A 12,250-nucleotide genomic window follows, 5' to 3' on the forward strand; every position below is an offset into this window, starting at 1 on the left:
CATAACTAGGCATGTGAATTGATACGGTTTGATGCCCGTATGTTGTGCATTTGTTCGTGGCAAAGTACCATCATCTTTGCTTTACACACTAAGCGAAAATCCAACAAGGGGATAATGATGACAAATGCAACACTGGAGAACAAAGAAGGCGCTAGAATACCGTCGGTAGAATTTCCATTAAGACAGGGTGATGAGTGGGTTAAACGCACAACGGATGAGTTGTTTGCGAACAAAACAGTGGTTGTATTCTCATTACCGGGTGCGTTCACGCCCACGTGCTCCTCGACCCACTTACCGCGCTATAACGAGCTAGCGCCAGTGTTTAAAGCCAATGGTGTGGACGACATTATTTGTATTTCTGTGAATGACACCTTTGTTATGAATGCATGGGCTGCCGACCAAGAGTCGTCAAATGTCACGCTCATCGCTGATGGAAATGGCCAGTTTACCGACGGCATGGGCATGTTGGTAGATAAGTCAGATTTGGGCTTTGGGAAACGCAGCTGGCGCTATTCGATGCTGGTTAAGGACGGTGTCGTCGAGAAGATGTTTATTGAGCCAAATGTGCCGGGCGACCCGTTTGAGGTGTCTGATGCGGACACAATGCTGGCCTATTTCGCTCCCGATGCCGCCACCAATGAACCGGTGTCTATTATCACTAAGCCTGGGTGTCCTTTCTGTGCAAAAGCAAAAGCACTCCTGACCGAGAAAGGTTACGACTATGAAGAGATAGTGATGGGCAAAGACGCAAGCTTAACGTCCCTAAAAGCAATCAGTGGCCGTGAAACTGTGCCACAAGTGTTTATTGGTGGTCGTCACATTGGCGGAAGCGATGATTTAGAGGCTCATTTTAATTGATCAAGCAAGTCGTTATCATTGCGCTGCTAAGCAGCGCTTTTTTTAGCCCCCAATTACAGGCTGAAATGACCAGCGGTAATGGGGCGTCTACTTTTTCTGAGGCACTACACGCTTTTACTCAGCACTACCGTAAACAGTTGGGGTTAACGCAGCGTTGTTTACAGCAGCAGAGGAATGAAGTTAGCGTGTGTTCGGCTAACTTGCGTAATGACGGCAACGCGCCATTCATTTTGCACCATGCTACGCCCTCAGAAGCGGTGGTCGTGTTGTTTCACGGACTAAGTGATTCACCCTTTTATTTGCGTTCAGTTGCGACCGCGCTGCACCAATCGGGGCATACGGTAGTGGTTGGGTTACTGCCAGGCCATGGGCTCATTCAAGCTGATGCTGATATGCAGGACACGCGATTATCAGAGCGCTGGAAATCTGAGTTTAAGGCGGTCACGCAGCTTGCACGCCCCCTTGGAAGAACGTTGGTGGTTGGCGGGTTTTCCTCCGGCGCCACATTAGCCACTCATTACGCATTGAGTCAGCCTGATGAGGTTGATGCGTTACTGTTATTTTCAGGCGCACTCGCGCTTTCCGACAATGCCGAGAAAATGAGCCGCATATGGGGGATGCAAACAGTTGCCAAATGGATAGACGGTGATTATCAGAGTAACGGACCGAACCCGTTTAAATATCCCGATATATCACTGTTTGCCGCATTGGAACTGATGGAAGTGATCCGGGAAACGCGCGCACTGATGCGAACCAAAGGCGTGAATGTTAAATTGTTTGCCGCACACTCAATGAGCGATGAGACTACCCCTTTTCATGGCGTAGAATCTCTGCTTGAGGAAAATCAATCTACCAATACAACGTTTTTAATCGACGACAGTTTTGAGGTATGCCATGGTAACTTGGCGTTAGACCGGCAACAGGTGGCAGAAATCCAATTTGATGTCGCTTTGTTGGAAGTCATTGAGTTGTGCGTTGTGCCAGAGGCAAATCCACTGCACCGGCAAATGATGTTTATGCTGAATGAATTTATGCGCTCTGACGTGTTGGGAGAAAATACGCGGTGAAAGAGTTTTTTTGGGCGATTATAGCCGTTTATGTTTTACTGTATTTCTACGCGGCTTGGCTATACGATGGTTTTAATCTAGGCTTTGCGACCGCGGTGTTTATAGCCGTTTGCGCACACCTTTTCTGGTGGCGCAAACGGAAGCAAAAGCAAAATATCGCGAAACAAGATGTGAGCGAAGAAACACAACGGGTAGCCGCACCGGATGCTTCGCCCATTTCGATGTGGCGATCACCGCTACCCTACATGATCCTCATCGTTGCTTGTGTGATTGTGGCGAGTCAGTGGGGCTAAGTTCGCGTTAGTGCTTAGCCGCATAATCTTCAACCTGCTGCCATACTCTTAGTACGTTACCGCTGAGAATTTTCTCAATATCAGCCTCGCTGTAACCGCGCTGCAAAAGTCCCGCAATCAAATTTGGAAAGGTAGAAACGTCTTTCAAACCTTCCGGCAAGGAATCACCTACACCGTCGTAATCTGAACCAATGCCCACATAGTCTATTCCGACCAGTTCTACCACGTGGTCAATATGATCAAGCACCATTTCAAGGGTTGAAAAGGGGTAAGGGTTTTGCGTTCTATAGCGTTCACCGAAGGCTCGGGCTTGCTCACTATCTTCACCAAACTCCTGTTCAATGGCGAGCTGTTCTTCTGACAGCCGATCGCGCCACTGCCGAGCGATTGGGCTGACAAAACCTGAACCAAAATTGATCATAATCACGCCACCATTGTCGGCCAGCGCTTTGAGCATCGCATCGTCCATATTGCGCTCAAACCCAGGCGTGAATCGACGCAATGAAGAGTGAGATGCGATCACCGGCACCTGAGACACTTCAAGTGCTTGGTAAAAAGCGGCATCTGACACATGAGAGATATCCACGATAACGCCAATCTTGTTCATTTCAGCAACCAGGGTTTTGCCAAACGGACTTAAGCCATTCCACTGGCGACGGATATCGTAAGATGAGTCACTAATATGATTACTCTGTGAGTGCGCCAACGTAATGTAGCGAATACCGCGTTCGTAAAAATGGTGAAGATTTGCGAGATCACCTTGTATAGGGGAGCCGTTTTCCATGCCCATTGGCAAAGAGATCACTCCCGCTGCAAATTGACGCTTAACATCAGCAACGCTTTTTGCAATGGCAAATTTGTCCGGTGCTCGGTACACAATTGCTTCGACTGAATCAATAAGTTCATGTGCCAGTTGTGTTGACTGAGGACTATTGTCGAGCGACGCAGGCACATAGATAGACATAAAAGGCGCGTTGAGTCCGCCAGACACGGCGCGAGGGTAGTCAAAATCGCCATCATCAGTGGCTTTCGTGACGTCGGCCCATCGGTTCTTTATTCGGTACGGCACGTCTATATGGCCGTCAACAATGATAGTCTGCTGTGCAATTTGATCTGCAGTTCGTTTAACTTTCGCTGCCGCGGGCGCCGTTGATGACATGGTTTGGCAGGCACTTAGCGTAACAACAAGAGAGCACACTGCGAAGGGCAATAATGGCCGAGAAATCTTCATAAGGGTCCTTTTACATCTTTCTATAATGATTGTTGCGCCCGTACAGTAGCTTAAGCCCAGAAATGTGGCAATCGATAGTCGACATTGAGTACAAGATCACCGATACTTGGCGGCTACTCGTTGGTCTTCATATCCTCCCCATGCTTTCAAACATAGGTGGTGAGTTCCAAATTCGTTAATTCAAAAGATGAGAAGAGATACATGGCAATTAATTACGTACCGCTAGACAAAAACAAACACAAAGAATTAAAGGTCAGCGCGCAAGCCGGTTTTGAGTTTGCAAAGGGCAGTCATCTGGCGGCTGCTACCATTCGGGAGTTCGCTCAATTGGCCGGTTCAATGCCGATTGTATTTATTAAAGATCCACAGTCAGGCAATTATCATGTGGTGGCGATGTTGGGAACCGAGCAGAACACCAACTTTTATGTGGTAGATGGCAAGTGGCAAGGTCCGTATGTCCCCATGAACATTCAACGTTATCCGTTTGACGTTCGTCCTGACGGTGACAAGCTCGGTGTTTTCTTCGACGAAAATAGCGATGTGGTTGGTGATACCGGTGAAGCGTTATTTACCGAAGACGGTGAAGCGACTGAATTTTTAAATAAACGCCAACAGTTCCTTTCTGAGCTGGCGAACAGCGAGATGCTAACGCAACGCTTTGTCAAAAAAGTGGTTGAACTGGATTTGTTGGAAGAGATTCAAGTGCAACTCACTTACGAAAATGGCCAGCAGCGCAATGTGACTGGCATGCAATCAATCAATGAGAAGAAGCTGCGCGAGCTGGATGATGCGCAAGTGCTCGAAATGCACAAAAATGGTTTCTTAGGTGCAATCTACGCAACAATGGTGAGCCTAGGGCAATTAAATCGCTTGATCGAATTATCCAACAAAACCGATATGCCGATCCGTAATTTGCAAATCCGCGCTGCTGCGGATGCAGCGAAAGCCAGCCAAGCTCAACCCACTCAGGCTCCTCAAGCTTAAATCAAATTTGCGAAAGGGTGAAAAGCCGCTGAGAGCAATCTCAGCGGCTTTTTTTTAACCTTATCAACGACTTCGTCACTGCCGTATTTCCTACTTGTGAATTAATCACTTTTCACCTGATGTCGCCGTGTGTGTCACTCACCGTTTTCGACCGAATTAAGCTTGACAGTGGGGGTATTGCGTACCTAAACTCATAAATGTGGGTAAAAGTGGCAAATTGTGGATCAAATAATACTATCGTTGAGACACCGGTTTGCAAAACAGAGCTCGTTACTATCAAAAATAAAAAACAACATAGAAGGCTAGGGGAATGTTCCGCGGCGCTAACGCAATCAATCTTGACAGTAAAGGCAGGGTGGCTATCCCCACTAAATACCGCCAAGCGCTGCTTGATGATTGCGGCGGAAATCTGGTTTGTACGGTTGATACCCAGCAGTCCTGTTTGCTGCTTTACCCACTGTCTGAATGGGAAGAAATTGAACTTAAGCTAATCAAGCTTTCTAGTATGATCCCCCAAGAGCGTCGCTTACAGCGTCTGTTATTGGGACACGCTACCGAAGGTGAGATGGACAAGAGCGGTCGTTTCCTTCTGCCTCCTCCTCTGCGCGCACATGCAAAACTGGACAAACAGATTATGCTTGTGGGCCAACTCAATCGTTTTGAAATCTGGGATTCAGAGGTTTGGGCATCACAAATCGACAGCGATCTGGAAGCCGAGCAAGGTGGTGGCTTCGAACTCACTGAACGTTTACAGGACTTCTCACTGTGAGTGCAAGCTCATTTGCGCATCGCTCAGTGCTGTTGAATGAGTCTATTGATGCACTCAATATCAACCCTGATGGGATTTATATCGACGCCACTTTTGGGCGCGGTGGGCATTCGGCGGCGATACTCAATAAATTAAATAGCCAAGGCCGTCTGATTGCCTTTGACCGCGATCCAGCAGCCATTGCTTCTGCACAGCAATTTGCCGCCGACGCGCGTTTTCAAATTATACATCAGCCTTTTGCCGATATCGCTGACGTCATTGACCAATTGGACTTAGCCGGTCAGGTCAACGGTGTACTCATGGATCTTGGCGTCTCGTCACCACAGCTTGATGACGCATCACGTGGTTTCAGCTTTATGCGAGAAGGTCCATTAGACATGCGTATGGATACCACGCGCGGGTTTAGTGCTGCCGAATGGCTGGCCAATGCTGATGAACAGGACATCACACAAGTGATCAAGGAATTCGGCGAAGAAAAGTTCGGTAAACGTATCGCACATGCCATCGTTGCTGAACGCCAACATACGCCACTGACAACAACCAAGCAACTCGCTGATTTGATCGACAAAGCCGTTCCCGTTAAGGACAAATTCAAACACCCGGCCACGCGCAGTTTCCAAGGTATCCGTATCTATGTGAATTCTGAATTAGAACAGTTACGTGACGGCCTAAAGGCAGCGGTTTATGCGCTTGCCAGCGAAGGTCGTCTTGCTGTTATCAGCTTTCATTCGCTTGAAGACAGATTGGTCAAGCGGTTTATGCGCGAGCAAAGTAAAGGTAAAGACGTGCCGCATGGCATGCCGATTCCGCAAGCCGAAATTGATGCGGATAAAGTACTTCGCCTTATTGGCAAGGCCATAAAACCCGGTCACGCAGAATTAGAGGACAACAATCGAGCTCGCAGTTCGGTGCTTAGGGTGGCGGAAAAACTATGATCCGACAAACCACCACCTTCAATCCCGTCGCCATAATGCTTGCCGACGCGACCCGCCATCCATTGCGGGTTTTGTTGTTTTTATTGGTAATCGGCAGTGCGGTGGGCGTTATCTTGAGTGCGCACATGAATCGGCAGGTGATCATTGCTAATGAACAACTGATGCAGGAAAAAGATCGTCTGGACATTGAATGGCGGCACTTACTGCTTGAGCAGGGCGCTTTGACCGAACACAACCGAATTGAAAGTTTGGTAAAACGTGATCTGGACATGCGTCGCCCGACACCGGACGACGAAATTGTGGTGCGTCTGAAATGAGTGTTTTGAACGTAATTGATGACACGACTGTTGCGAAGCGGCCGCGCCGCGGGCAGCAGGGCGCTAAGCAGAACAAAGCCCCAGATATGATCAATTGGCGCTTCATTGTGGTGTTAATAGCGGTCATCTCCGTATTCTGTGCGTTGGCGATTCGAGCCGCGTACATTCAAGTCATTGCGCCAGATGCACTGATTGAGCAAGGTGATAATCGCACGCTGCGTACGCGCAATTCATTGGTTCATCGTGGTTTAATTCTTGATCGCAATGGTGAAGAGCTTGCGGTGAGCGTTCCCGTGCGGGCAGTGTGGGCCGACCCTAAGATCATTCATCAGGAAAACGCGTTGGTTCAACGACGTCGCTGGTTAGCGCTGGCTGAGGTTCTTGGTACAGATATTAGCGCATTGTTAGCGAAAGTGGATAACCCCAAACGACGTTTCGTGTATTTGCAGCGTCAGGTTTCTCCGGCAATGGCAGACTATGTGGAGCAATTGGATATTCCCGGCGTTGGATTGCGTAATGAGTCACGCCGATATTATCCCACCGGTGAGGTGGCCGCGCACCTGATCGGCTTCACCGATGTCGATGATCGCGGAATTGAAGGGTTAGAGCGCATTTATAACGACCTTCTCACCGGAACCCCTGATAAGCGAACCATTCGCCGCGACGCGAAAGGCCGACAAGTCGAAATCCTCGAAAAAACCCATGGTGAAACCGCTAAAGACCTTGTACTTACGGTGGATCAACGCGTTCAAGCTGTCGCTTATAAGGCGATAAAGCAAGCCACTGAAACCTATGCAGCAGCGTCCGCATCGGCGATTGTGATTGATGTTGCCAGTGGTGACATTTTGGCGATGGTCAACAGTCCTTCTTTTAATCCGAACAATCGCGACACGGTCGCCCCGCACCGTGTGCGAAATCGTGTGATTACCGATGCTTTTGAACCGGGTTCGTCGCTTAAGCCATTGGCTGTTCTTGCTGCGCTGGAGTTTGGTGAAGTCACACCTACCAGTAAGGTTAATACATCACCCGGCTGGATGCGCCTGGGCGGCAGCATGGTGCAAGATCCACGTAATCTGGGTGAAATTGACCTGACGACGATTATTCAAAAGTCCAGCAATATGGGAACGTCAAAATTAGCACTGAGCGTGCCCAAACCGTTCTTGCTGGATACGTATTACAACATGGGATTGATGTCGGATACTGGCACGCTTTTGGCAGGCGAAAGCAGCGGTATTTTCCATGAGCGAAATCGTTGGTCGGAGTTTGAACTGGCGACGTTGTCGTTCGGTTACGGAATTTCCGTAACAACCGCCCAGTTAGCGCGTATGTACACCATCATTGCCAATGGTGGGTTAAAGAAAAATCTTAATATCGTGCTGGGTCAGGAGCATCAAACTTATGGTCACGGTGAACGCGTAGTATCAGCAAAAAACGTTGCGGCGCTGATTGAGATGATGGAAAGCGTGACTCAGGAAGGTGGTTCAGGTACCAAAGCCAGCGTTCCCGGTTACCGAATTGCCGGTAAAACCGGGACCAGCCGTAAAGCCGTCGCCGGTGGCTATGGCGAACAGTACGTGAATATCTTTGCTGGTTTGGCGCCGGTGAGCAACCCACAACTGGTGACCGTTGTGTTGATCAATGAACCCGGTGGCGATTTGTATCATTCCAGCGATACGGCAGCCCCTGTCTTTGCACAAATCATGGGAGGCGCATTGCGCCTGTTGAATATCGCACCAGACGGCGAGCGTGTGACATCAGTAAAATGGACGGAGGCGAATAGTCATGGTCATTAGTCGCTTCATCCAAAGTATCGAACCCTTATTAGCCAAGTTCGGCATCTTCGCACCTGATGTGCGCGTGGAGCGTTTGGTACTGGATAGCCGTGATGTGTCTTCAAAAACCGCATTTATCGCGGTCAAGGGACATGCTCTGGATGGTCGTGAATTTATCCCGCAAGCGATCAGCCTGGGCGCGCCCGCTATTATAGCTGAAACTGACGATCCCAAAGCGCATGGCCACTGCACCATGCGTCACAACAGCGTGATTGTTGAATTTTACGATTTAAACCAATCGTTGTCCGCATTGGCCGCGGCGTTTTACGATTACCCAGCCACAAAAATGACCACCATCGCAGTTACCGGCACGAACGGAAAAACCTCTGTAGTGCAATTGCTCAGCCAGTTGCGTACTGCTTTGGGCGTTAAGTGCGGCATGATCGGTACCTTAGGCAGTGGGTTGTATCAAGAGCCGTTCGACATCAGCGAATTAGATGAGACGCGCAATACCACGCCCGATGCGGTGAAAATGCATTACATTCTCGCGGATCTAGCCCAGCAAGATGTGCATCAAGTCGCCTTCGAGGCGTCATCGCATGCACTGGTGCAAGGGCGTTTGAATCAAGTCAAAACCGATGTCGCCGTCTTTACCAATCTAACGCACGATCATCTTGATTACCACGGCAGCATGGAAGCTTATGCTAAAGCGAAGCGCCGCTTACTTGAGCAACCGGCACTGCGTCATGTGGTGCTGAACGCTGATGATGCAGAGAGTATGAATTGGGCAAAACACAGCCCAGAAACAGCGCAAATCGTTTGGTTTGGTATTGATCTCGACCCTTCATCGCTTCCTGATGGCGCAAAGTATTGTTCTGCGAATGCGATTCGGACAACGCCGCAAGGGTTGTCTTTTGAGTTGGCAACGTCATGGGGAAGCAGCCCCGTGCAACTAGGCCTTGTTGGCAAGTTCAATGCCTATAACGCGCTTGCAGCAGCGGGTGTCGTACTGAGTTTAGGCACGCGATTCTCAGACTTATTAGCGTCACTTAAACAATTGCAGCCAGTGCCGGGACGTATGGAATTGTTCCGCAGTGGTACAGGCCCTAGTGTCATCGTTGATTACGCACACACCCCTGACGCCTTGGAGCACGCGCTCGCCGCTGCGTCTGCGCACAAAATGGGCGATCTGTGGTGCGTATTTGGTTGCGGCGGCGAACGAGATAAAGGTAAACGCCCGCACATGGGTAAAGTTGCCGCACAGGGCGCAGACCATGTTGTGCTCACCGCCGACAATGCACGCACAGAGACTGTCGAGTCAATTTCACAGGATATTCGTTCAGGCATCGATGAACATGCTTCCGTGACGATGATTACGGATCGAAAAGAAGCCATTGCCTATGCGCTAAAGCACGCAAAAACGAACGATATTGTGTTGCTGGCAGGTAAAGGGCACGAAAACTACCAAGACATACAAGGGCAGCGTATTGCATACGATGAGCGCGCCTATATCCCCGCTTTACTGAAGGAGCTAACCGCATGATACCAGTCTATCTAACATGGGTTGCTGAACAGACAAATGGCACACTGGTTGGTGATGATCTGCTAATCAATTCAGTGACCACCGACTCGCGACAGCTGGAAAAAGGCGATCTGTTTCTTGCACTGAGCGGGGCCAATTTTGATGGTCATGGTTTTGTGTCACAGGCGGAAGCAGCCGGTGCGAGCGCTGTCATCGTATCGCAACCACCTACGCAGCTTGGTATCCCTTACATTCTCGTGGAAGATACTCACACAGCGCTGGGTCAATTGGCTGCCGCTGTGAAACGTGAAGTCGCACCAAAAACCGTAGCAATTACCGGCAGTAGCGGCAAAACCACAGTGAAAGAAATGGTCGCTGCAATTCTGCAGCGACGTGGCAGTGTGCTATCGACCGCCGGTAACTTTAATAACGATATTGGCGTACCACTGACCTTACTTAGATTGGAAAAACATCACGAATTCGCCGTCATGGAATTAGGGGCCAATCATCTGGGCGAAATCGCCTACACCGTCAACCTGGTGCAGCCTGATGTGGCAACTATCATCAACGCAGCAGCGTCGCACCTTGAAGGGTTTGGAAGCTTATTTGGTGTTGCGCGCGCCAAAAGCGAGATTTTTAAGTGTTTAAGCGCTGAGGGTATTGCTGTCTTAAATGCAGACAGTCAGTTTTTGCAGTATTGGCAGGGAAAACTGAAGCGCGACACTGTCTTAACCTTCAGTCAGGACGCTGATCAAGGTGCGGACTTTTATGCCACGGATGTGAGTCTGGGATTAGATGGTTGCGCTGCCTTCGTATTGAATACGCCACAGGGTACGGTGAGCGTGAACCTGAACATACCCGGCGTGCATAACATCGCCAATGCGCTGGCTGCCGCGGCATTAGCCGTCAATGTGGGGGCGTCGCTTGAAGATGTGCGAGAAGGCCTGGCAAGTATGCAGCAAGTTAAAGGGCGCTTGAATGTTAAACAAATCAGTACTCAGGTGCGTATTTTAGACGACACCTACAATGCAAATGTTGCGTCGGTTAAAGCCGGTATTGATTTGCTGTCTACTTTCTCAGGTCTGCGTGTGCTCGTGCTTGGCGACATGGCTGAATTGGGCGAAAAAGCGCGCCACTATCATCAGATCGTAGGGGAGCATGCGTTGGAAAAAGGCATTGACCGTGTACTTACGCTGGGTGTCTTAAGTCAGCATGCCAGTTCTGCGATGGGCAGCGCCGGTGCTCATTTCAGCGAGATTGAAAAACTGATCGAATCATTATCCGAAGCGCTGGTTTTTGAGCAGCGCGACATCACGATTTTAGTCAAGGGATCGCGCAGTTCAAAAATGGAACGTGTTGTCACTGCTATAGAGGAATCGCCTGTGGGAAAGTTTGAGCGCCGCCGGGAGCGCATCGCATGCTGATTTGGTTATCGGAGTGGTTAACGCAGTTTGATGCGGGATTCAATGTTTTCTCGTATCTCACGCTGCGCGCCATTTTAAGCACATTGACGGCTCTACTGATAGCGATTTTGATTGGTCCGGCGATGATCCGGTGGTTGCAGCGTATGCAGATTGGTCAAACGGTGCGCACGGATGGACCTCAGTCTCATTTATCTAAATCAGGCACGCCGACGATGGGCGGTTTGCTGATCCTTGCGGCGATCATGGCAAGCACCATCTTGTGGGCCGATTTAACTAATCGTTATGTATTGGCGACATTGGCGATTGTCGTGAGCTACGGGCTCATTGGCTTTGTTGACGACTATCGAAAAGTGATCCGCAAGGATCCAAAAGGTTTAATCGCTCGATGGAAGTATTTCTGGCAGTCCGCCGTGGCGCTGCTTGTCGCATTCTACCTGTACAGCAGCGCGCAAGCGCCAAGCGAAACGGCATTGATTGTGCCGTTCTTTAAGGACGTGATGCCCCAGTTAGGTGTTTTGTATATGGCCATCGCCTACTTTGCGATTGTGGGCACGAGTAATGCGGTGAACTTGACCGATGGGCTCGACGGGCTGGCCATCGTGCCGACCATATTGGTGGCGGGGGCGTTTGCAATATTTGCCTATGTGACGGGCAATGCGAATTTTTCCAGTTACTTAAACATTCCATTTATTCCGCTCACCAGTGAGTTAGTGATTGTTTGCACCGCCATTGTTGGAGCAGGGCTGGGTTTTCTGTGGTTTAACACCTATCCGGCACAGGTCTTTATGGGTGATGTAGGTTCGCTGGCACTGGGAGGAACGCTAGGCATTCTGGCCGTACTAGTGCGCCAGGAAATTGTGCTGATCATTATGGGCGGCGTGTTTGTCATCGAAACCTTATCCGTCATTTTACAGGTAGGCTCCTTTAAGCTCAGAGGGCAGCGCATCTTCCGTATGGCACCCATACATCACCATTATGAGCTAAAGGGCTGGCCAGAGCCACGAGTGATCGTACGCTTTTGGATCATCTCGTTAATTTTAGTATTGGTCGGGTTAGCAACCCTCAAGCTTCGGTAAAG

12 protein-coding genes are annotated in these 12,250 nt (G+C 49.6%); 11 read left to right on the forward strand and 1 reads right to left on the reverse strand.

The features are described from left to right. The first annotated feature begins 117 nt into the window (after positions 1–117). Genes KIU71_RS03720 through KIU71_RS03730 form a run of 3 tightly spaced genes read left to right on the forward strand, consistent with a single transcriptional unit; the run spans position 118 to position 2,218 of the window. A complete protein-coding gene (locus KIU71_RS03720; RefSeq protein WP_214130153.1) occupies positions 118–858 on the forward strand; it encodes a glutathione peroxidase in 741 nt (246 codons plus the stop codon). Then, a complete protein-coding gene (locus KIU71_RS03725; RefSeq protein ID WP_214129837.1) occupies positions 855–1,925 on the forward strand; it encodes an alpha/beta hydrolase in 1,071 nt (356 codons plus the stop codon). Before KIU71_RS03720 ends, KIU71_RS03725 begins: the two co-directional genes overlap by 4 nt. Continuing rightward, complete coding sequence (locus tag KIU71_RS03730) at positions 1,922–2,218, forward strand: hypothetical protein (RefSeq protein ID WP_214129838.1); 297 nt, start codon at positions 1,922–1,924, stop codon at positions 2,216–2,218. Before KIU71_RS03725 ends, KIU71_RS03730 begins: the two co-directional genes overlap by 4 nt. A gap of 7 nt (positions 2,219–2,225) precedes the next feature. Here the strand turns inward: KIU71_RS03730 and KIU71_RS03735 are convergent, their stop codons facing one another. Beyond that, entirely contained in the window at positions 2,226–3,449 is a 1,224-nt protein-coding gene (locus tag KIU71_RS03735; protein ID WP_214129839.1) for a dipeptidase, read from the reverse strand. Positions 3,450–3,650: 201 nt separating this feature from the next. Between KIU71_RS03735 and KIU71_RS03740 the strand changes: the two genes are divergently transcribed. The 8 genes from KIU71_RS03740 (at position 3,651) to mraY (ending at position 12,248) form a co-directional block, all read left to right on the forward strand. After that, positions 3,651–4,433: a SapC family protein gene (locus KIU71_RS03740; RefSeq protein WP_214129840.1), complete on the forward strand. Its 783-nt coding sequence runs from the start codon at positions 3,651–3,653 to the stop codon at positions 4,431–4,433. Positions 4,434–4,743: 310 nt separating this feature from the next. Then, positions 4,744–5,202: a division/cell wall cluster transcriptional repressor MraZ gene (mraZ, locus tag KIU71_RS03745; RefSeq protein ID WP_214129841.1), complete on the forward strand. Its 459-nt coding sequence runs from the start codon at positions 4,744–4,746 to the stop codon at positions 5,200–5,202. Then, the gene (gene rsmH / locus KIU71_RS03750) at positions 5,199–6,137 is read left to right on the forward strand and encodes a 16S rRNA (cytosine(1402)-N(4))-methyltransferase RsmH (RefSeq protein ID WP_214129842.1); all 939 of its coding nucleotides are present in this window, start codon (positions 5,199–5,201) and stop codon (positions 6,135–6,137) included. Before mraZ ends, rsmH begins: the two co-directional genes overlap by 4 nt. Beyond that, entirely contained in the window at positions 6,134–6,454 is a 321-nt protein-coding gene (gene ftsL / locus KIU71_RS03755; RefSeq protein WP_214129843.1) for a cell division protein FtsL, read from the forward strand. The genes rsmH and ftsL overlap by 4 nt, the downstream gene beginning before the upstream one ends. Continuing rightward, on the forward strand, positions 6,451–8,247 hold the full coding sequence (locus tag KIU71_RS03760) for a peptidoglycan D,D-transpeptidase FtsI family protein (protein WP_214129844.1): 1,797 nt from the start codon (positions 6,451–6,453) through the stop codon (positions 8,245–8,247). The genes ftsL and KIU71_RS03760 overlap by 4 nt, the downstream gene beginning before the upstream one ends. Then, the gene (locus KIU71_RS03765) at positions 8,237–9,769 is read left to right on the forward strand and encodes a UDP-N-acetylmuramoyl-L-alanyl-D-glutamate--2,6-diaminopimelate ligase (protein WP_214129845.1); all 1,533 of its coding nucleotides are present in this window, start codon (positions 8,237–8,239) and stop codon (positions 9,767–9,769) included. Before KIU71_RS03760 ends, KIU71_RS03765 begins: the two co-directional genes overlap by 11 nt. Continuing rightward, entirely contained in the window at positions 9,766–11,172 is a 1,407-nt protein-coding gene (gene murF, locus KIU71_RS03770; RefSeq protein ID WP_214129846.1) for a UDP-N-acetylmuramoyl-tripeptide--D-alanyl-D-alanine ligase, read from the forward strand. Before KIU71_RS03765 ends, murF begins: the two co-directional genes overlap by 4 nt. Beyond that, a complete protein-coding gene (gene mraY / locus KIU71_RS03775) occupies positions 11,166–12,248 on the forward strand; it encodes a phospho-N-acetylmuramoyl-pentapeptide-transferase (protein ID WP_214129847.1) in 1,083 nt (360 codons plus the stop codon). The genes murF and mraY overlap by 7 nt, the downstream gene beginning before the upstream one ends. Positions 12,249–12,250 lie beyond the last annotated feature (2 nt).

The sequence above is a fragment of the Alteromonas oceanisediminis genome (genome assembly GCF_018474025.1).
Taxonomy (GTDB): domain Bacteria; phylum Pseudomonadota; class Gammaproteobacteria; order Enterobacterales; family Alteromonadaceae; genus Alteromonas_E; species Alteromonas_E oceanisediminis.

Excerpts from the sequence above, each read along its gene's own strand:
- KIU71_RS03720 (WP_214130153.1), top strand. The coding sequence starts at position 118 with ATGACAAATGCAACACTGGAGAACAAAGAAGGCGCTAGAATACCGTCG.
- KIU71_RS03735 (WP_214129839.1), bottom strand. The coding sequence starts at position 3,449 with ATGAAGATTTCTCGGCCATTATTGCCCTTCGCAGTGTGCTCTCTTGTT.
- KIU71_RS03740 (WP_214129840.1), top strand. The coding sequence starts at position 3,651 with ATGGCAATTAATTACGTACCGCTAGACAAAAACAAACACAAAGAATTA.
- mraZ (WP_214129841.1), top strand. The coding sequence starts at position 4,744 with ATGTTCCGCGGCGCTAACGCAATCAATCTTGACAGTAAAGGCAGGGTG.
- ftsL (WP_214129843.1), top strand. The coding sequence starts at position 6,134 with ATGATCCGACAAACCACCACCTTCAATCCCGTCGCCATAATGCTTGCC.
- KIU71_RS03760 (WP_214129844.1), top strand. The coding sequence starts at position 6,451 with ATGAGTGTTTTGAACGTAATTGATGACACGACTGTTGCGAAGCGGCCG.
- KIU71_RS03765 (WP_214129845.1), top strand. The coding sequence starts at position 8,237 with ATGGTCATTAGTCGCTTCATCCAAAGTATCGAACCCTTATTAGCCAAG.
- murF (WP_214129846.1), top strand. The coding sequence starts at position 9,766 with ATGATACCAGTCTATCTAACATGGGTTGCTGAACAGACAAATGGCACA.
- mraY (WP_214129847.1), top strand. The coding sequence starts at position 11,166 with ATGCTGATTTGGTTATCGGAGTGGTTAACGCAGTTTGATGCGGGATTC.